Raw genomic sequence first — 19,233 nt, 5'->3', positions numbered from 1 at the left:
CTGTTGCTCCCTATGACAGGAGGACTAAACCAACAACGGTCATGGCTCCACCCATAGCCCGGCCTGCCAATACGCGCGATGCGGATGGCAATTTGTGAAACGCCAGTCCAATACCGACGCCGAATACATGCAATAGCGCGGTTGCGAGAACGAACCCGCCGACATAGGTCATGGCATCGTTGCCCGGAGGAAGCTCAGCCCCGTGGGCGTACCCATGAAACACGGCAAAGACACCGATCAATGCCATGGCGATCGCAACTGGCAACCGCACGTCAAAGGCCAGCAGCACGCCGATAGCAATTACCGAAGCAACGATGCCCAGTTCAACGAATGGCAGCCCAATTCCGTTGAAGCCCAAGACACCTCCGGCAACCATCATTGACACGAAAGCCAATGGCACCAACCACAGCGCCCGGCCACCAAGCTGTGCCGCAAACAGTCCCACGCCGACCATCGCAAGTAGATGATCCAGCCCATTGAACGGATGCATGAAGCCGTGCGCGAATCCATCATGGACGCCGGTGCCGACATGAGCCAATGCCGGAACCGTGGTTGCGAGCAATCCGGCAAATCCCAGCACGACGATCCTGTTCACGTGACTTTTCATCTCTTCACCCCTTGTAGCAATTCCCACCTTAAGTCTTCACGCGTGAGGCAGACCGCCCGCGCGCGCAATAAATGCCGCGACGTCATTGACGCCTTTGCCGTCGCGTATGTTGGTGAACACAAACGGACGTTCGCCGCGCTGCTTTTTGGCGTCGCGATCCATCACTTTGAGATCGGCGCCAACGTGTGGTGCCAGATCGATTTTGTTGATGACGAGCAAGTCGGACCTCGTAATGCCTGGACCGCCCTTGCGGGGAATCTTCTCACCTTGGGCAACGTCGATGACGTAAATCGTGAGGTCAGCCAATTCGGGTGAAAACGTCGCCGCGAGATTGTCGCCACCGGATTCGATCAACACGAGATCCGCGTTCGGGAACTTCGCGTACATCTCGGCAATCGCCGAAAGGTTCAACGAGCAGTCCTCACGGATGGCGGTATGCGGACAGCCGCCGGTCTCGACCCCCATGATCCGTTCCGCCGGGAGCGCTGCTGCGCGTGTCAGGATGAGGGCGTCTTCCTTGGTGTAGATGTCATTGGTGATCGCGATGATATCGAGACGATCACGGAATGTTTTGCAGAGCGCTTCCATGAGCGCCGTTTTGCCCGATCCGACAGGGCCGCCTATGCCGACGCGCAAAGGACCGTTTGTCGTTTGTGTCATGAGCGGAAAAGCCTCGTGTATTGTGTTTCGTGCTTGATAGCGGCGATATCGGAGTGAAACGCGGCACCGCCCAGATCGTCGAGAGTTGCGACTTCCGCTTCAGCAGCAAGCCTGCGCGCGGACGGCATCAATGAAGCTATTGCGCGTTGACCGTCGCTTTGCCCGATGACACTCAATCGTATCGCGGCAGACACGAGATTCTGCACAAGGGCTAGAGCAAAGGCCTCCAAAAGCGGATGACGCTCAATCGCATGTCCCGCGCCACCTATCGCGAGTGCAACGGGATAAGCAATCTCTTCCGTTCTCAATGCCTCAAGAGCCCAGGCGATCTTCGGCGTCATCCATGCTGTTTTCAAAGCTGTGACGAACGCCGTACCTTGTGCCGACGTTTCCAAATGGCGCTCTCGGCACCCAGAAAGCGCCACCGCCAGTTCTGCAGCCTCTCGCAATCCTGCTGCATCCGTCGCGCGAACGGATGACCACGCGCAACTCGCCAAAATGACGTCATTGCGAAGCGATCCATGGGTCAACAGTGCGCCAATCCACGCCCTCGTGGTTTCCAGATCGCGTACCGTCCCTTGATGTACGGCCCATTCCATCCCGTGACTGAATGCGAAACTGCCCACCGGGAAGGACGGAGACAGCCATGCAAAGAGGGGCAACGCCGAATGGCCTTGCGACGTCTCCGCCGCAGGCACGTTAATGGAAGCATCCTCCCACCGGGTGGGCCATGGACCGGCCTCTGTCCGCTCACGCCTGCTGATCGCCGTGGCCCTCATCGTGATGATGATGGTGGTGACCATGCGCACCACCCGCATAAGCACCGCTCTCAGGATCGAAGGGTGCCTCTACTTGAGTGACGGTCGCACCGAGGCCGCGCACCATGTCCTCTATGACGTGATCCTGCCGTATGATCAGACGGCCTGGTGCAAGCATCACCGGCAAGTGACGGTTGCCGAGGTGCCATGCGATGCGCACGAGCGCATCCGCAGATGGTGCGGCGATCTCGGCCAACGGCTCGGGTGCCGCGTTGACGCGAACGCGCCTGCCATCATCAAGGATCAGTGCGTCGCCTCCGCGAAGGCGCTCGGCCTTTGGAAGATCAAGCAGAAACTCGAGTCCAGCAGCTCCCATCAATGTCATACGCCGGCGATGGCGCTGGTCGAAATCCAGTGTCACCTCATCATCGACCGGCTCGTGGTCCGCGCCTTGGCTTTCATGTCGAATTGCCCGGATCATAGTTCCCTCAGAATAAGAAGTAACGCTGCGCCATCGGCAGCTCCTTGGCGGGTTCACACACAAGCAATTCGCCATCTGCAGTTACGCGGTACGTTTCGGCATCTATCTCTATGTGTGGAGTCGCGCCGTTGTGGATCATGCATTCTTTGGAAATTCCACCGCGGACGTTTTCGACGGCCACGAGTTGTTTCTCAACGCCCAGTTCTCCCGCCATGCCTCGATGGAGTGCCGCTTTGGAGACGAACGTCAACGCGCTTTTGGCGAGGGATTTTCCATAGGAGGCGAACATTGGCCGGTAGTGCACAGGCTGCGGCGTCGGGATCGACGCATTGGGATCTCCCATCGCGGCAGCTGCTATCGACCCTCCTTTAATCACCATGTCCGGTTTCACGCCGAAGAACGCAGGCGTCCAGAGGACGAGATCGGCAAGCTTCCCAATCTCTATGGAACCAACATATCGCGACACGCCATGCGCGATTGCCGGATTGATCGTGTATTTGGCGACGTAGCGTTTGGCACGCACGTTGTCGTTGCCATTTTCTCCGGGCAACTGGCCACGCTGTCGTTTCATTTTGTCGGCCGTTTGCCACGTGCGCATGACGACCTCGCCGACGCGACCCATGGCCTGGCTATCGGACGACATCATCGACAGCGCGCCGAGATCATGAAGTATGTCTTCGGCGGCGATCGTCTCCTTGCGGATGCGGCTTTCGGCGAAAGCGAGATCTTCGGGAATTGCACTGTCGAGATGGTGGCACACCATCAGCATATCGAGATGCTCGTCGAGTGTATTGACGGTGAACGGCCGGGTTGGGTTGGTTGAGGATGGCAGAACGTTTTTCAGTCCCGCTACCTTCATGATGTCCGGTGCGTGCCCGCCACCGGCGCCTTCCGTATGGAACGCGTGAATGGTGCGGCCTTTGAAGGCCGCTATCGTATCCTCGACGAAGCCGCTCTCGTTGAGCGTATCAGAGTGGATCATGACTTGAACGTCGTGGTCATCCGCGACGGTCAAACAGCAGTCTATGGCTGCCGGTGTCGTGCCCCAGTCTTCGTGCAGTTTCAGAGCGCAAGCGCCAGCCTCAACCTGTTCTACGAGACCTCCGGGCAGTGACGCGTTACCCTTCCCGGCAAATCCGAGATTCATCGGGAAGGCGTCGGCTGCCTGAATCATGCGGCTGATGTGCCAAGGTCCAGGCGTACACGTCGTTGCATTCGTGCCGGTGGCAGGCCCCGTGCCGCCCCCGAGCATCGACGTGACGCCTGACATCAAGGCTTCTTCGATCTGCTGTGGGCAAATGAAGTGGATGTGCGCGTCGAAACCGCCAGCCGTCAGGATCTTACCTTCGCCGGCGATGACCTCTGTGCCGGGACCGATGACGATCTTAACGCCGGGTTGGATATCCGGGTTTCCGGCTTTGCCAATCGCATCAATCAAACCGTCCTTCAAGCCGACGTCGGCTTTGACGATGCCCCAGTGATCGATGATGAGCGCGTTGGTGATGACCGTATCGACGGCGCCGTCGCTTCGCGTTCGCTGCGACTGGCCCATACCATCGCGAATGACTTTGCCGCCGCCGAATTTGACCTCGTCGCCGTAGATGGTGAAATCCTGTTCGACTTCTACGAAAAGTGCGGTGTCGGCCAGACGCACCTTGTCGCCTGTCGTTGGGCCAAACATGTCGGCATAGGCGCTGCGGGACATACGGGTTGCCATCAAAGTTTCCCCATCACCGATTGACGGAATCCGTAGACTTCGCGTCCGCCCGCAAACGGCACCAGCGAAACTTCACGCGATTGCCCCGGCTCGAACCTCACGGCAGTGCCCGCGGCGATGTTCAACCGCATCCCTCGCGCCTGTTCCCGATCAAATTCAAGCGCGGGGTTTGTTTCATAGAAATGGTAGTGGCTGCCGACCTGGATCGGCCGATCGCCGGTGTTCGCGACGGTCAGCGTAATTGTTGGAGCATCCTTGTTGAGCTCGATCTCGCCGTCGGGTGTCACGATCTCGCCAGGCACGACGGATGGGGCCTTCTTCATGCCACGTATTGGATCATGGACCGTGACGAGCTTGGTGCCATCGGGAAATGTCGCTTCGACCTGGACGTCATGGATCATCTCCGCAATGCCATCCATGACCTGGTCCGCTGACAAAACCCGCGCGCCAAGTTGCATCAACTCCGCTACTGTGCGGCCATCCCTTGCGCCTTCGACAACCGTGTCGGTGATGAGCGCGATAGCCTCAGGATGGTTCAGTTTCACGCCTCGCTCCAAACGACGGCGCGCCACCATCGCTGCCATTGCGACCAGCAGCTTGTCCTTTTCTCTCGGCGTCAGATTCATTGCGCTTCCAGATTACCTGTTTCCACCCGTCAGCACGCCCACACCCGTGGCGGCTTTGTACGCATCAATCTTGAAATGAATTGTGCCGCATCCTGGCGAAGGTCGTGCGGATCTCGCGCTGAAAAGCGGGCCACCAACATTCGGTTCCACGCGCTCGCCCCACAATAGGATCCGGCGTTGCGTAGCAGTTCCCGCGCATGGTTCAAACGTGCCTCAGCGTCGGGCGCTACGAGGAGAAACGTCGCCACGGCACGTGCGCCATCCCCGACAGCCTTATGCGCCAGCGTTTCAAACATATTCCCATCGAGGTGCGTGTCCTCGGCAAAGACAAGCTTGTCTCCGCGCCGTACGCGCCAGCGATCGCGAAAAATACCCAGCCCCATTTGCTCGTGACGTGCGACGCGCCCGAACACGGTCATTTCAAACAACATGGCCGATGCACACTCCGTCATGTTCACGGTAAGTGTGCGTGACAATGCTGCGCCATCAAACAGGATCGTTTCCTGTGGCATCCATGTGAAACGCGACTTCGTTCCCAAACTGATAGCGACATCTACTGACGCCGCGATCTCTTCGGCGCGATAAATCTTTTCAGCGGATTGCGTCGTAATTCTCAGGCGTGTATGGGCGCCCGCGGCGGCGGTAATGCGCGCGGTGTCTCCGCCGGTCATACCACCTGCGGTGTTGATTAGAACGCCCTCGCAGACCGCTTCGGCGTTTGGAAGCTTGAGGCGCAGGCCACCGGTCTCAAAGCAATCCGCGAGCCGCGTCGCGTGACCAACACGGGTGAATTGAGCCTGTACTTCGCTGTGGGCGCGCACATAAGACGGAACATCAATTCCGTCTTTCGCGGGCGCGCTAAACTGAGACGCGCTGCCGAACATCGGGAGATTGTAGCTCCTCTTTACCGCCCGACATGACGATAGCTCCGCGTTCCATTACCGCAAAGCGATCCGCAAGTTCGCAGGCGAAATCAAAATATTGCTCAACGAGAACGATCGCCATTTCTCCCTTGTTGCGCAGATAGGCGATGGCGCGGCCGATGTCCTTGATCACCGACGGCTGAATACCTTCGGTCGGTTCATCAAGCACCAGAAGACGTGGTTTGGTCACGAGGGCGCGACCTATGGCGAGCTGCTGCTGCTGGCCACCCGACAGATCACCGCCGCGACGGTGGAGCATCGATTTGAGCACTGGAAACAACTCGAAGATTTCATCTGAGATCTTACGTTCGCCGCGGCTCAAAGGAGCAAAACCCGTTTCGAGATTTTCGCGCACCGTCAGCAGCGGGAAGATCTCACGGCCTTGGGGCACGACGGCGATGCCACGTCGGCAGCGTTCGTAGGAAGGTAACGTGGAGATGTCCTTATCTTCCCACATGATCTTACCGGATTGAATGGGATGCTGGCCTACGATGGCGCGCAAGAGAGACGTCTTGCCGACGCCGTTGCGGCCAAGCACGCACATGACCTCGCCCGTATTTGCCGTGATGCTGACATTTCGAAGAGCTTTCGCTGCTCCGTATGACAGATCGATATCTTCAACGCTCAGCATCGCGCGCCTCTTCCTTCGTTGATCATCGACCCAGATAGACTTCGATGACACGTTCGTCCGACGTCACCTGATCGAGGCGGCCTTCCGCGAGAACAGACCCTTCGTGCAGCACCGTTACCTTCACATCGAGGGCGCGCACGAAATCCATGTCGTGCTCAACGACGACAACGGAGTGATCCTTCGCGATGTCGCGCAACAGATCGGCCGTTTGTGCCGTCTCCGCATCGGTCATGCCAGCAACCGGCTCGTCAACCAGCAGCAGCTTCGGGTCCTGCCCGAGAAGCATTCCGATTTCGAGCCATTGCTTCTGGCCATGCGAGAGGGCACCTGCCATGCGCGAGCGATGCGCCGTCAATTTCGTGATCTCAAGAATTTCGTCGATACGCTCGCGATGGGCTTCCGTCGTACGCCAGAAGAGGTTTGGCCAAACGCCACGGTCTGCCTTCAACGATAGCAGCAGATTGTCCTCGACTGTGTGCTGCTCGAAAACCGTCGGCTTTTGGAATTTGCGTCCGATGCCCAGATTCGCGATCGAGGTCTCGTCGAGTTGGGTGAGGTCCACGTTCCCATCGTTGTATAAAACGTCGCCTTCGTCCGGTCTGGTCTTGCCTGTGATGATGTCCATCATCGTGGTCTTACCGGCACCATTGGGTCCTATGATCGCGCGCATCTCACCGTGATCAATCGTGAGCGATAAGTTGTTGATGGCGCGAAAGCCCTCGAAGCTCACGCTGACACCGCTTAGGTACAGCAAAGCGCGCGTGATCTTGTTTCCAGAAACTTGATCCACAGATCGCCCTTCCTATTCTGCCGGCTCCGGCTTCAACTGGGCTTCGTCCGCCGGTGCGCGTTTCGCGGGAATCCATCGACGCCAATCAACCGAAGCCAGCGTCCCAACGATACCTTTCGGCAGGAAGACGGTGACAAGTATGAAGATCCCACCCAGCGCAAACAGCCAGTAGGGCGCCAGAAAACCTGTCGTGAAGATCGTCTTGAAATAGTTGATCAGGACCGCCCCCAGCGCGGCGCCTGTAAGCGTGCCGCGCCCACCGGCGCCAACCCAGATGACCATCTCGATCGAATTCGCCGGATGAAACTCGCCGGGATTGATGATGCCGACCTGCGGCACATAAAGGGCACCCGCGACACCGGCCATCATGGCAGCAAGCGTGAAGACGAACGTCTTATAGGCCTCGACACGATAGCCGATGAAGCGTGTGCGGCTTTCGGCGTCGCGGATTGCGACGAGCACTTTTCCAAGCTTGGACTCCACGACCGCTTTGGCAATCAGGTAGCCGGCCATCAGCGCGATGGCTGTTGTGGAAAAGAGAGCCGCTCGTGTTTCCGGAGCCTGCACCGAGTAGCCGGCAATGGTGCTGAAGTCCGTCAGTCCGTTGTTGCCGCCAAATCCCATGTCGTTACGGAAGAATGAGAGCCACAAGGCGTAGGTCAGGAGCTGCGTGATGATCGAGAGATAGACACCGGTTACGCGAGAGCGGAACGCAAAGTAGCCGAAGACAAACGCGAGGATGCCCGGGACGAAGAGGACCATAAGGAGGGCGAACGAGAGATGGTCAAAGCCCCACCAGTACCACGGGAGGTCCTTCCAATTCAGGAAGACCATGAAGTCCGGCGGCGCACCGCCACTGGTCTGCAGCTTCAGGTACATACCCATCGCATACCCGCCAAGCGCGAAAAACGCACCATGGCCGAGCGAGAGAATGCCGCAATAACCCCAGATCAGATCGAGGGATAAGGCAAGGAGCGCGAAGCTTAAGTATTTGCCGAAGACGACGACCGTCGACGTGGAGACGTGGAAAAACGAATCCTCCGGAACAGCCAAATGAAGGACCGGGACCATGACGGCAAGGATTGCCAGGATGCCTAGGAAGATCGTCCCGCCAACGTTGTTTTCAAATATCGCCCGTGAGATCATTGCTCTATCGCTCTCCCTTTTAGCGCGAAGAGCCCACGCGGCCGCTTCTGAATGAATAGGATGATGAGGACGAGCAGCAGAATCTTGCCCAAGACTGCGCCGGCAAACGGCTCGAGAAACTTGTTGGCGATGCCGAGAGACATTGCGCCGATCAGAGTGCCCCAGAGGTTGCCGACGCCGCCAAAGATCACGACGAGGAAGCTATCGATGATGTAGCTCTGGCCGAGGTTCGGCGAGACGTTGTCAATTTGGGAGAGAGCAACCCCTGCCAAGCCTGCGATGCCCGAACCCAGACCAAATGTCAGCGCATCGACGCGTCCCGTCCGAATTCCCATCGAGCCCGCCATGCGTCTGTTCTGCGTGACCGCGCGCATCTGAAGTCCCATGCTGGTGTAGCGCAGGGCAAGAAGAAGTCCCGTAAAGATCAACGCGGCAAAGATGAAGATCCAGAGTCGGTTCCATGTGATGGACAGCTGTCCGATTTCAAAAGCGCCCGACATGAAATCCGGAGCGCCTACCTCTCGGTTGGTTGGCCCGAAGATCGTACGCACGGTCTGCTGGAGGATCAGGCTGATACCCCATGTGGCCAGGAGCGTATCGAGGGGGCGTCCGTAGAGGAAGCGGATCACACCGCGCTCAATGGCGACGCCGACAACGCCCGCAACAACGAATGCAAGAGGAACAGCAATCGCCAGGGAATAATTAAAAAGCTCTGGCGCGGAGGACCGGATGAACTCTTGAACGACAAATGTCGTGTAGGCCCCGATCATCACCATTTCGCCGTGGGCCATATTGATGACGCCCATGACGCCGAAGGTGATGGCCAGACCAATCGCGGCGAGCAGCAAGACAGAACCCAGCGAAAGCCCGTACCAAAGATTTTGCGCTGTTTCCCAGAGCGCGAGCTTCGTCTCGACCGATGCCTCAGCACTGGCGGCTGCTTTCTTTACAGCCTCTGATGCCGTGTCCGGTACTGCGCGTATCAGCCCGAGGGACTCTTGATCGCCACGTGCTTCCAGCGATTTTATTGCATCAATAACTTCGGCGTCGGGGTGACCCGTCGTTGTTACGATGATCGCGGCTTTTGCCTCGGTGAGCATCTTCGCAATTTCAGCGTTTTGCTCCTTCGCGAGCGCCGCGTTGACTGATTGCAAATTCTTTACATCGCGCGTTTTGAAAACGCTCGCCGCCGCATCACGGCGTTTGCCCGGATCATCGGCAAGTAACGATAGGCCACCCATGGCCGCGTCAACGAGGCCGCGCAGTTTATTGTTCAGCCGGACCGCCTTCAGATCGTCTGGCGGAGAAGTGGTCGCGTCCCCCGTTCGTGCATCGACATAGGCGCCGGAATCTTCTTTCCAGGCAACGACGTTTTGCGACTTGCTGTAGAACAAACGACGTGAAGAAGCTGCATCAAGAATTTTGTACGCTTGAGGATGGCCGGAGGCCGCTATTTCCTCGATAGCTCTCTCGGTTTCTGAAAACGAATTCGCAGACAGCCGCTGTAAGCCTGTTTCGAAACTGTCGGCTTCCTGCGCTAACGCGTGACCGGCAGCCAAGCTCAAGCAAAGCATTAGAAGAAAGAAGAAGGTTTCCCGCATCGCACCGCTTTCTATTGGAAGGCCACCGAGTGAGTTTTAACGCACCCGGTGGCTCCGAATTTATTGCGTGAGACACGCCTTCTTCACGGTGTCGTATTGGCCGCATTTCAGCTCAACCCAGTCCGACTCCAGGTTTTTGGAACCGTCGAGGAAGTCGGACCATGCATCACCCGGCACGAGATCTTCCGTTTCCCAGACGACATCGAATTGTCCGTCAGAACGAACTTCTCCGATCATCACCGGCTTGGTGATGTGATGGTTCGGCAGCATCTTGGACACACCACCGGTGAGGTTGGGCGTTTCAACGCCTACGATGGCGTCGATTACGTTGTCAGGATCGGTCGTGCCTGCTTTCTCGACGGCCTTCACCCACATGTTGAAGCCGATGACGTGAGCTTCCATCGGGTCGTTGCTGACGCGCTTCGGATTTTTCGTGAAGGCTTGCCACTTCTCGATGAACTCTTTGTTTTCCGGCGTGTCGACGGACATGAAGTAGTTCCAAGCCGCAAGGTGGCCGACAAGGTTCGTCGTATCGACACCAGCCAACTCCTCTTCACCGACCGAGAAAGCGACGACGGGAATGTCGGTTGCGGAAATGCCCTGGTTGGCGAGTTCCTTATAGAAGGGAACGTTGGCATCGCCGTTGATCGTCGAGACGACAGCCGTCTTCTTGCCAGCGGAGCCAAACTTCTTGATGTCCGACACGATCGTCTGCCAATCGGAATGACCGAACGGCGTGTAGTTGATCATGATGTCTTCCTTCGCCACACCTTTGGCGAGGAGGTATGCCTCCAGAATCTTGTTGGTCGTGCGCGGATAGACGTAGTCTGTTCCGGCGAGCACCCAGCGCTTCACTGAGCCGCCCTCTTCGCTCATCAGATAATCAACGGCGGGAATTGCCTGCTGGTTCGGAGCCGCACCCGTATAGAAGACGTTACGTTCGCTCTCTTCACCCTCGTACTGCACGGGATAGAAGAGGATAGAGTTGAGTTCCTTGAAAACCGGAAGGACAGACTTTCTGGATACCGATGTCCAGCAACCGAAGACGGCCGCGACTTTGTTTCCAGCAATGAGTTCACGTGCCTTTTCGGCGAAGAGCGGCCAGTTCGATGCGGGATCAACGACAACCGGCTCGAGCTTCTTTCCGAGCAAACCACCCTTTTTGTTCTGCTCTTCGATCAACATCAGCATGACGTCTTTCAAGGTCGTTTCGCTGATGGCCATCGTGCCCGAGAGCGAATGCAAAATGCCGACCTTGATCGTCTCTTCGGCTGTTGCGTGGTGAGCTGCCGACGCGACGATCGGCAACGCAATACTCATAAGACGCACGAACTTTCGTAACGTATGGAAAACCATAAAGCTTCCTCCAGACACGGCTGACTTTCATTCTCGGCGGAATTGTTCCGTTTGCAGAACGAGCTTCCACTCTTTCTCGAGTCGCTACGCGACCCTCAGCGCCACCCTCCAACGGCGCCGAAAATCGATCGTCTCAAGTTCGGATTTTTCATTCGCTTCTAGCCCCTCGTTCCGATCTAGTTCCGACCGAAATTCCCTCATTTGCCGTCTTCCTGAGCAGAACCCCGAGGCCATTCGAATGGCCTCCAGCTCGATTGAACAATTTCGCTCACAACGGGTCTGGAGGCCTTCCCTGAAAATGCGGCAACATACGGATAAATCAGAACTTTTCGTCTGCCGACGATGCGGACCAATAAATTCTCAGCAACATGCGTGCCAGGACCGCGGAGGTGATTTTTTCACGATAAAAATCAGCGGGTTGCCAGATATTATTCGCGCTGCTTCAGCGCTCGTTGAAAACCCATTGCTGCTTAACTGCTAGGCGTTGTGCTGAATAATTAATCCAGCACCTTCGGCCCCCGATCGTCAGGGTAGCGAGGCCGGTCGGCTCACCCGCACATCGCGATCATGGATTGCTGATGCGATCTGGTACGGCGCATTTGTGTGCTTCGAAACGTGAGAGGCCGCCGGTGACGGCACCAGCGGCCTCTTTATACGAGTACAATCGGAAAGCTTCCTGCCAGCCGCGTTATAGCGGCGCTGTTTCCCCTTAGCTTGCCATTTGATCCCGGATCGGCAGCTCACGCAGGCGCTTTCCGGTCGCTGCGAATACCGCGTTGACCAAGGCGGGAGCTATTGGAGGCACACCCGGTTCGCCAACACCACCTAATGGCTCTTCGTATGTCTCGTCAGGTGCAACAAGATGCACGTGAATTTCGCGCGGCGCCGCATCGATCCGTGTCAGCTCAAAGCCGTCAAAGTTGGTCTGCTCAACCTGCCCGTCACGGAATGTGATGTTGCTGACCGTCGCGAGACTGACGCCCTGGATGACGGCGCCTTCCATTTGAGAGCGTATCCGTTCCGGGTTGATCTGAGGTCCACAATCGACGGCAATGTCGACACGTGGGATCGTTATCCGCCCACCACCGTCGACCTCTGCTGCTACGACCGCAGCCGTGTAGGTCACAAAGCTACGGTGTGCCGCAATGCCCAGTCCCCGCCCCTTCGGCAACTCGCGCCCCCACTTCGACGCTTGGGCCACGACCTCCGTGACGCGACGTAATCTGCCAGTATCTATTGCATAGGTTTCAGGGTGTTCACCGTAGTTCCACCACGGATCATCCGTCTTTAATTCGGGCAACTTGAGCGTGATCCGTCGCGGCGGGCCGATGAGCTCGAGCAAGTAATCCTTTGGATCACGTCCCGCGGCAGTCGCCAATTCAGCCACAAAGGACTGGATCGCGAATGCATGAGGGACATTGGTCACCGAACGGAACCAGCCGATCCTCGTATGCGCCTCAGCCTCTCCATTCTCAACGCGAAGGTTTGGTACGTCGAGAGGAACATCGACCAAGCCCATGCCGAGCTCAAATGGGGCTTCATACTTTACGCCCGGCTTGAAGATCGACGTAATACTTGGAGCGACGCTGCGATGAAGCCAGGCGACCGGCTTACCATCGGCGTCTAGCCCAGCCTCCAGGTGCTCTACGGCCGTCGTATTGAGGTAATCGTGCATGAGGTCGTCCTCACGCGTCCAGGTGACTTTGACGGGACGCCCGTCCACCGCCTTCGAGAGAAGTGCGGCTTCCAAAGCGAAATCCGGCTTGGACTTGCGGCCGAAGCCACCGCCCAGGAGGGTGACGTTCACGGTAACGTCCTCATAGGCAATGCCCAGAAGCTTTACGAGACGATCGCGTGCCGCTTGCGGGTCCTGCAAGGGCCCCCACACTTCGCATTTCCCATCCACGATGCGCGCGACCGCTGCCGGCGGCTCTATCGTGCCGTGCGCGTGGTGAGGGATGTAGTAGTCCGCAGTAATGCGCTTAGCCGCCGTCTTCATCGCGGCATCAACGTCGCCATAGCTGCGAACGACTTTGCCCGGCTTTTGTGCCGTTGCTCGCATGTCCGCGTGATAGATATCGGTGGAATACGATGCGTTGGGACCGTGGTCCCATGTTATGTCCAGCTTGTCTCGCCCCTGTATTGCCGCCCAGGTGTTTGAGGCAATGACGGCAATGCCGCCGAGCGGCTGGAATTCTGAAGGTGGCGGCGGCGATTCAAGTTCGACAACCTTGACGACTCCGGGCACTTTAAGGGCCTCAGTGGCATCGAATTTTGCGACTTTGCCACCGTATACGGGCGGCCGAACAATCACGGCATAGAGCATGTCGTCGAACCGGGTATCGATGCCGTATTTCGCGCGCCCTGTCGTGATGTCGAAGTTGTCGACCAACCCGATCTTGCCTTTCCCAATATACCGGAACTGAGACGGCTTCTTGAGGCTGATCTTCTCGCGGGGAGGAACGGACATCTCTGCTGCGGACTTAGCCAACGCACCGTAGCCGAGCTTGCGGCCGGTCGCTTTGTGAATCACTTCATGGTTCACCGCTTCGACTTCGTCGACGGGGACATTCCAGGTTTTCGCCGCAGCTTCCTCCAACATGCGACGCGCGGCAGCTCCCATCCGTCGCGCCGGTTGGAAGTGATGGCGCATACTGCGCGAACCATCGGTATTCTGGTTGCCATACGTTGGCTCATCGCCCGGGGCTTGCACGATCTTCACGCGGGACCAATCCGCGTCCAGTTCGTCGGCCATCACCATGGGCAGACTCGTGCGGATGCCCTGACCCATCTCCGAACGATGGCAGATGATGCTCACCGTCCCATCTTCGGCAACGCTGAGGAAGACAAGCGGATCTTCCTTGAGACCGTGTGGCATCGCATCGCCACCGTACGTTTGCCCGTCAGCCCCAAAAGACGGCTTCAAGCCGGCCGCAAGGACAAACACGCCAGCACCCAAGCCCAACGTGAACGCGCGACGACTGACGTTCGTGATGTCTGATAGGACGTCATTGGCTACTGTAGTCATCGTGCATCTCCCAGCTTGGAAGCGGCAAGTTTGATGGCGGCGCGAATGCGTGGATAGGTGCCACACCGGCAGATGTTCCCGCTCATAGCGGCATCAATGTCATCGTCCGTCGGCTGTGGCGTATCCTTCAGAAGCGATGCTGCCTGCATGATCTGACCACACTGGCAATAGCCGCACTGAGCGACGTTCAACTCTCGCCATGCGACCTGAACGGGGTGCATACCCTCGGGATCCAGGCCTTCGATTGTCGTGACTTGCTTTCCGGCCGCATCGGCCAACGTGGTCTGACAGGAGCGAACAGCCGTCCCATCCAGATGCACCGTGCACGCCCCGCAAAGCGCTGCGCCGCATCCGAATTTCGTACCTGTCATGCCTGCGATATCGCGCAGAAACCACAGGAGAGGCATTTCGGGATCACCGTCGAACTGCATCTCTTTGCCGTTTACTGTGACTGTCGTCATCCGAGGTTCCTGCTCATAAAGTGCGATGTTGTTCGTCGCCGCCGGTAAGCGGCAGCATGTCGACCAAGCGCCATCACATCGGCCCAGCCGGACCGCTTCCTGCTTTTGTCTTTCCGATCGCCTTCGCGATTGTTTTCATGTCGTCGCGGCTCAATTCGAGTCGGGCTGCGTCCAACCAGCCATCAACTTGTGCCGGGTTCCGGGCGCCGACGATGGCGCCAGTGACCCCACGCCAACCCAGCGTCCAAGCCACGGCAACAGCTGCAGTGGTTGTGCCCTTCTCGGCCGCCATCGCCCCGAATGCATCGGCGAGCCTGAGGTTGCGTTGCAGTTGCTCGCCAGAGAACTCGCTGTTTCGGGAACGCCAGTCGTCCGCAGGCAGTGCTGCCGCACGTTCCGCGGAGAACGAACCCGTCAATAGGCCTGACTGCATCGGGCTGTAGACAATGACGCCTGTTTCATGAGCCGCGCACCAAGGTAGTTCCCCTTTGGCAGCCTCGCGCCGGATTGCGGAGAACGGCGGCTGCAGCGTATCGACATGGCCAATACGTTCTGCGGCTTCCAATTGTGCCGTGCCATGGTTGGATAATCCCGCCGCGCGGATCTTCCCTTCCTTTTTCAGATCCAGCAGCGTTTCCCAATAAACTTCCAAAGGCGTGCCGTCGTTAGCCGGCCAGTGCATCTGGTAAAGATCAATGCGCTCGACATTGAGCCGGCGCAGGGAGAACTCGACTTCGCGGCGAATACTGTCGGGTGCTCCCACGCGACGTGGCGGAGCAAGCCGATCAGCCTCATCCCAGACAAGCCCGCATTTGGTGAAAACGTACGGTCGCCGATTTTCAGGAATTTCGGCCAACGCCTCGCGGACGATTTCTTCGGAATGGCCAAGCCCATAGATGGCTGCCGTATCAACCCAGTTGATCCCGACATCGACGGCATGACGGATTGCGGCGACCGATTCCTTGTCGTCTTGCTTGCCCCACCCAACGGCCCAATCAGGACCGCCAATCGCCCACGCTCCGAAGCCAACGCGGGTAATCTCCATATCCGTCCGCCCGAGTCTGCGCGTCGGAAGCGCAGTCGTTGCGTGTGGACGGGATGCGCTCTGACCCACGGGGAACCTCCATCATGTTGCAGTGCGTATATGGAAGCGCCATACTGATCTTTCTAATAGAATTTTGAGATCAAATTATTCTGAATTAGAGATGGTGAGCATGGATCTCCGTCAGCTTGAACATTTTGTGGCCGCGGCCGAAGAACAGCACTTCACGCGGGCTGCGCGCCGCATGAACATCGTGCAATCCGGCCTCTCCGCCTCTATTCGCGGGCTTGAAGAGGGGCTCAGCACGAAGCTCTTCTTTCGCAATACCCGACAAGTAGAGCTGACCGCTGCTGGCCAGGTTCTTTATGAAAAGGCCAAGGTCATTCTTGCTGCAGCGCAAGATGCACGGGAGGCAGTCGCGGCGATCAACGGTCTCCAGCGCGGCGTTCTTGCGATCGGCACGGTGCAAAGCTTGAGCGCCTTCATTGATCTTCCGGAACTGTTGGGCCGCTTTCATGCGCAGCATCCTTCCATCGAGATCAAATTATGTCAGAGCGGCATGGGCACCCTGATGGAAAAACTACAGGACGGCCGCGTTGACCTTGCATTTATGCCTCTCGTCGAACCTCCCAAAGGCATCACGACGGAGTTGATCACTTGTGAAGCTCTCGTTATCGCGTGTCCTCCGTCGCATCCTCTGGCCGAACGCCGTGACGTTTCACTTCACGAGCTCGCACGAGAACCGTTCGTCGACTTTCAGGTCGACTGGGGAACGCGTCGCCTCATAGACCGTACGTTCGCAGAAGCCGGCGTTTTACGGCAGACTGCGTTCGAGGTTAGTGATCTTCAGGTCATGCTGGAACTTGTTTCGCGCGGCCTCGGCGTCGCCCTGCTGCCGGAACCCATCGCGATCGCGTCTGCTGCGGAAGCCAGTGGCATCAGCATCGGCTACGCGGAACTGAAAGAGCCCGAAATCTGCTGGGAACTGGTCGTCGCTTTTGCCGGCAATCTGCACATCCGCGCGCCCAAAAATCCGGCGGCGCAGGCTTTTCTCGACTTGATGAGTGAAGCTCGAAACGCGGCTGAGACGACCGTCTAGCATTACGGCAGTCCAAGAAACTCAAACGGTTTTGCCGCCTTGAACTCGCTCGTCGCATTTCCCGAATACGTGCGATCCTGGTTCGCGCCGAGATCAAGTTTGCGAACCGAATTTGGGGCGGAAAAATCGATCTGGTTCAGCTCAACCCAGAACGTGTTCGGCGTTAAAGCGGATTCAAAAAAGTAGAGTTTACGCTTGTGATCTACGACAGTGCGCCAGCGCGTTGAGGAAATGTTGGGCTCCTCGGGCGTGTTTAGGCCGTAGGGCACAGACGCATTCCGAATGACACTGAACACGCTCGCAACCGCGCGATTGGGCTCCTGCTCCTGCGGGACGGCCTTGATGTAAAACGAAGCACGCGCGAAGCGATCGGCCGCTCTGTTGGTCCCGGGGAGCATAACCGTACCGCCGATCTGCTTCCAGTATGCGTTCAAGGCCAGCTGCTGTTCGAATATCGGTGAATTGGTCATCACCTGATATTCTCTTCCGTGATGGATAACCTGCTTTCCCTGAATGTATTCGATAATTGCGCTATCACCGCTCGCATCCGACAACGACAGGTGCAAGGTCGTCAGCCGGGTTTCGCCGGGGACGTTCGCCGTGACGATCGTGAAGGGTTCTTTCCTCAATGCGTCGACCGCCTCTTGGACCGTCGCAAAATTGTCGAGCACGTATTGAGCCCACGCGGCGATTGTCAAGCCAGGCTTTGATTTGTCGCGCGTCGGATATTCGGACTCAACGAGCCAAAGGACGTTGGCAGCCAGCCCTTCCTCGTTGACACCATCCGTAGTGGACACATCATAGCCGGAGGCAATGACGCTTCCGTATTTTGACGTCCACTTGATCGAGTTAGGACCAGCGTTTCCCGTACGCTCCATACCGCGTGGAAAAATCCAGAGGTTGGTCCCAACATCATTCTTCCAATCCATGGACCGAGCTGTAATGACCTGTCCGTTTGCACCCAAATATACGGCGCGGGTGCAAGCTTCCGCAGTGGAGGAGGTGATCAACAGAGGCGCCAGAATGAGTGCCAATGCGGGATATAATTTGCGGTCGGCGCTGCGACGCAAGACGGATTGTTGGAACCTCATACCTGCCACCTATGAATTGTTTAGCCCCGTCGTTGAGACGCAGAGCGGGACTATTTCATCGGTGCTGAATGACAACCACTTCAACGTGGCGGCATGGCTAACAATTTCAGTTTAGTTTAAGATCTCTCTTTCCGGCAGGTATCATAGTTCTTGCCGCGTCGGGCGCGCATCGGCCGCCGGATTCAGATCGCGTTCGTACCAGTTTTTCGTTCCGTTCACGATGTAGACCACGGACAGCATCACCGGCACTTCGATCAAAACGCCGACGACTGTCGCAAGTGCCGCGCCCGAGTTGACCCCGAAGAGACTAATCGCTGCAGCTACGGCCAACTCAAAGAAGTTGCTGGCTCCGATCAGAGCGGAGGGACCGGCAACGCAATGCTTCTCGCCCACGAAGCGATTCAGCAAATAGGCCAAACCGGAATTCAAGTAGACTTGGAAAAGAATAGGCACCGCCAACAGCGCAATGACCAACGGCTGCTCCAGAATCTGTTTGCCCTGGAAGCCAAACAAGAGCACTAGCGTCGCTAGGAGAGAAATCAGCGATGTCGGCTGCAGCGCAGAAAGTAAACCTGCGAGAGCCGGCTCGCCTCCACGCGCCAAGACCAATCTTCGTAAGACTTGCGCAATCAGTACCGGGACCAGAATGTAGAGCACCACCGACAAAACCAAGGTGTTCCACGGAATGGTGATTGCTGAGAGGCCCAACAGCAGTCCAACGATCGGCGCAAATGCGAACACCATGATGGTGTCGTTGAGTGCGACCTGAGACAACGTGAAGTGCGGTTCCCCTTTCGTCAAATTGCTCCACACAAATACCATGGCCGTGCACGGCGCGGCCGCCAGTAGAATGAGCCCGGCGAGGTAAGATGTTATCTGATCTTCTGGCAGATAGGGCCGGAAGAGATAGCCTATAAAGAGCCATCCCAACGCAGCCATCGAGAACGGCTTGATCGCCCAATTGACCAGGAGCGTCACACCGATGCCGCGCCAGTGCTCTTTCACGTGTCCAAGCGCAGCGAAGTCGATCTTGATGAGCATCGGAATGATCATCAGCCAAATGAGCACGGCAATAGGCAGGTTGACCTGCGCCACCTCAACCGCAGCAATCGACTGGAACGCTTCGGGCATGACATGGCCCAGAGCGATGCCGACCACCATGCACAACGCAACCCAAAGAGACAGGTATCGTTCGAAAGAGTTCATGAGCCCTACA

At 57.5% G+C, this 19,233-nt stretch carries 18 protein-coding genes; 1 reads left to right on the top strand and 17 read right to left on the bottom strand.

Annotation, left to right across the window (positions count from 1 at the left end; all coding sequences use genetic code 11):
• Window positions 1–10 precede the first annotated feature (10 nt).
• From YBN1229_RS07875 to YBN1229_RS07805, 15 genes are all read right to left on the bottom strand, one after another.
• Complete coding sequence (locus YBN1229_RS07875) at window positions 11–607, bottom strand: HupE/UreJ family protein (RefSeq protein ID WP_046477889.1); 597 nt, start codon at window positions 605–607, stop codon at window positions 11–13.
• A gap of 36 nt (window positions 608–643) precedes the next feature.
• On the bottom strand, window positions 644–1,267 hold the full coding sequence (gene ureG / locus YBN1229_RS07870) for an urease accessory protein UreG (RefSeq protein WP_046477888.1): 624 nt from the start codon (window positions 1,265–1,267) through the stop codon (window positions 644–646).
• Window positions 1,264–2,070 carry an urease accessory protein UreF gene (locus tag YBN1229_RS07865; protein WP_244465040.1) on the bottom strand — a complete coding sequence of 269 codons (807 nt, stop codon included), beginning with the start codon at window positions 2,068–2,070 and terminating at the stop codon, window positions 1,264–1,266. Before YBN1229_RS07865 ends, ureG begins: the two co-directional genes overlap by 4 nt.
• Window positions 2,018–2,506, bottom strand: a complete 489-nt coding sequence (gene ureE, locus YBN1229_RS07860; protein ID WP_046477887.1) for an urease accessory protein UreE — start codon at window positions 2,504–2,506, stop codon at window positions 2,018–2,020. The genes YBN1229_RS07865 and ureE overlap by 53 nt, the downstream gene beginning before the upstream one ends.
• 7 nt (window positions 2,507–2,513) lie before the next feature.
• Window positions 2,514–4,223, bottom strand: a complete 1,710-nt coding sequence (ureC, locus tag YBN1229_RS07855; protein WP_046477886.1) for an urease subunit alpha — start codon at window positions 4,221–4,223, stop codon at window positions 2,514–2,516.
• Window positions 4,223–4,849 carry an urease subunit gamma gene (locus YBN1229_RS07850; RefSeq protein WP_046477885.1) on the bottom strand — a complete coding sequence of 209 codons (627 nt, stop codon included), beginning with the start codon at window positions 4,847–4,849 and terminating at the stop codon, window positions 4,223–4,225. The genes ureC and YBN1229_RS07850 overlap by 1 nt, the downstream gene beginning before the upstream one ends.
• Before the next feature lie 29 nt (window positions 4,850–4,878).
• Complete coding sequence (locus YBN1229_RS07845; protein WP_052743783.1) at window positions 4,879–5,733, bottom strand: urease accessory protein UreD; 855 nt, start codon at window positions 5,731–5,733, stop codon at window positions 4,879–4,881.
• Entirely contained in the window at window positions 5,708–6,403 is a 696-nt protein-coding gene (gene urtE, locus YBN1229_RS07840; RefSeq protein WP_046477884.1) for an urea ABC transporter ATP-binding subunit UrtE, read from the bottom strand. The genes YBN1229_RS07845 and urtE overlap by 26 nt, the downstream gene beginning before the upstream one ends.
• Window positions 6,404–6,425: 22 nt before the next feature.
• Entirely contained in the window at window positions 6,426–7,193 is a 768-nt protein-coding gene (gene urtD, locus YBN1229_RS07835; RefSeq protein ID WP_046477881.1) for an urea ABC transporter ATP-binding protein UrtD, read from the bottom strand.
• 12 nt (window positions 7,194–7,205) lie between these two features.
• A complete protein-coding gene (gene urtC / locus YBN1229_RS07830) occupies window positions 7,206–8,339 on the bottom strand; it encodes an urea ABC transporter permease subunit UrtC (RefSeq protein ID WP_046477878.1) in 1,134 nt (377 codons plus the stop codon).
• On the bottom strand, window positions 8,336–9,940 hold the full coding sequence (gene urtB, locus YBN1229_RS07825; RefSeq protein ID WP_052743782.1) for an urea ABC transporter permease subunit UrtB: 1,605 nt from the start codon (window positions 9,938–9,940) through the stop codon (window positions 8,336–8,338). The genes urtC and urtB overlap by 4 nt, the downstream gene beginning before the upstream one ends.
• Before the next feature lie 60 nt (window positions 9,941–10,000).
• Window positions 10,001–11,260 (bottom strand): urea ABC transporter substrate-binding protein, encoded by a 1,260-nt coding sequence (urtA, locus tag YBN1229_RS07820; protein WP_197540911.1) that lies wholly within the window; start codon window positions 11,258–11,260, stop codon window positions 10,001–10,003.
• Window positions 11,261–12,005: 745 nt separating this feature from the next.
• Window positions 12,006–14,324 (bottom strand): xanthine dehydrogenase family protein molybdopterin-binding subunit, encoded by a 2,319-nt coding sequence (locus tag YBN1229_RS07815; protein ID WP_046477873.1) that lies wholly within the window; start codon window positions 14,322–14,324, stop codon window positions 12,006–12,008.
• Entirely contained in the window at window positions 14,321–14,812 is a 492-nt protein-coding gene (locus YBN1229_RS07810) for a (2Fe-2S)-binding protein (protein ID WP_432264131.1), read from the bottom strand. The genes YBN1229_RS07815 and YBN1229_RS07810 overlap by 4 nt, the downstream gene beginning before the upstream one ends.
• Window positions 14,813–14,858: 46 nt before the next feature.
• Window positions 14,859–15,830, bottom strand: a complete 972-nt coding sequence (locus YBN1229_RS07805) for an aldo/keto reductase (RefSeq protein ID WP_046480131.1) — start codon at window positions 15,828–15,830, stop codon at window positions 14,859–14,861.
• Window positions 15,831–15,999: 169 nt separating this feature from the next.
• Here YBN1229_RS07805 and YBN1229_RS07800 point away from each other — a divergent pair, with 169 nt between their 5' ends.
• Entirely contained in the window at window positions 16,000–16,926 is a 927-nt protein-coding gene (locus YBN1229_RS07800) for a LysR family transcriptional regulator (RefSeq protein WP_046480130.1), read from the top strand.
• Window positions 16,927–16,928: 2 nt separating this feature from the next.
• Here the strand turns inward: YBN1229_RS07800 and YBN1229_RS07795 are convergent, their stop codons facing one another.
• Window positions 16,929–18,017: a linear amide C-N hydrolase gene (locus YBN1229_RS07795; protein ID WP_046477870.1), complete on the bottom strand. Its 1,089-nt coding sequence runs from the start codon at window positions 18,015–18,017 to the stop codon at window positions 16,929–16,931.
• 141 nt (window positions 18,018–18,158) lie between these two features.
• Window positions 18,159–19,223 carry an ACR3 family arsenite efflux transporter gene (arsB, locus tag YBN1229_RS07790; protein WP_046477867.1) on the bottom strand — a complete coding sequence of 355 codons (1,065 nt, stop codon included), beginning with the start codon at window positions 19,221–19,223 and terminating at the stop codon, window positions 18,159–18,161.
• Between the last annotated feature and the right edge of the window lie 10 nt (window positions 19,224–19,233).

It is taken from the genome of Candidatus Filomicrobium marinum, from assembly GCF_000981545.1.
In the GTDB taxonomy this organism is placed as follows: domain Bacteria; phylum Pseudomonadota; class Alphaproteobacteria; order Rhizobiales; family Hyphomicrobiaceae; genus Filomicrobium; species Filomicrobium insigne.
This window is presented reverse-complemented; position numbering and strand designations above follow the sequence as displayed.

Excerpts from the sequence above, each read along its gene's own strand:
- YBN1229_RS07875 (WP_046477889.1), bottom strand. The coding sequence starts at position 607 with ATGAAAAGTCACGTGAACAGGATCGTCGTGCTGGGATTTGCCGGATTG.
- ureG (WP_046477888.1), bottom strand. The coding sequence starts at position 1,267 with ATGACACAAACGACAAACGGTCCTTTGCGCGTCGGCATAGGCGGCCCT.
- YBN1229_RS07865 (WP_244465040.1), bottom strand. The coding sequence starts at position 2,070 with ATGGTCACCACCATCATCATCACGATGAGGGCCACGGCGATCAGCAGG.
- ureE (WP_046477887.1), bottom strand. The coding sequence starts at position 2,506 with ATGATCCGGGCAATTCGACATGAAAGCCAAGGCGCGGACCACGAGCCG.
- ureC (WP_046477886.1), bottom strand. The coding sequence starts at position 4,223 with ATGGCAACCCGTATGTCCCGCAGCGCCTATGCCGACATGTTTGGCCCA.
- YBN1229_RS07850 (WP_046477885.1), bottom strand. The coding sequence starts at position 4,849 with ATGAATCTGACGCCGAGAGAAAAGGACAAGCTGCTGGTCGCAATGGCA.
- YBN1229_RS07845 (WP_052743783.1), bottom strand. The coding sequence starts at position 5,733 with ATGTTCGGCAGCGCGTCTCAGTTTAGCGCGCCCGCGAAAGACGGAATT.
- urtE (WP_046477884.1), bottom strand. The coding sequence starts at position 6,403 with ATGCTGAGCGTTGAAGATATCGATCTGTCATACGGAGCAGCGAAAGCT.
- urtC (WP_046477878.1), bottom strand. The coding sequence starts at position 8,339 with ATGATCTCACGGGCGATATTTGAAAACAACGTTGGCGGGACGATCTTC.
- urtB (WP_052743782.1), bottom strand. The coding sequence starts at position 9,940 with ATGCGGGAAACCTTCTTCTTTCTTCTAATGCTTTGCTTGAGCTTGGCT.
- urtA (WP_197540911.1), bottom strand. The coding sequence starts at position 11,260 with ATGAGTATTGCGTTGCCGATCGTCGCGTCGGCAGCTCACCACGCAACA.
- YBN1229_RS07815 (WP_046477873.1), bottom strand. The coding sequence starts at position 14,324 with ATGACTACAGTAGCCAATGACGTCCTATCAGACATCACGAACGTCAGT.
- YBN1229_RS07805 (WP_046480131.1), bottom strand. The coding sequence starts at position 15,830 with ATGGAGATTACCCGCGTTGGCTTCGGAGCGTGGGCGATTGGCGGTCCT.
- YBN1229_RS07800 (WP_046480130.1), top strand. The coding sequence starts at position 16,000 with ATGGATCTCCGTCAGCTTGAACATTTTGTGGCCGCGGCCGAAGAACAG.
- YBN1229_RS07795 (WP_046477870.1), bottom strand. The coding sequence starts at position 18,017 with ATGAGGTTCCAACAATCCGTCTTGCGTCGCAGCGCCGACCGCAAATTA.
- arsB (WP_046477867.1), bottom strand. The coding sequence starts at position 19,223 with ATGAACTCTTTCGAACGATACCTGTCTCTTTGGGTTGCGTTGTGCATG.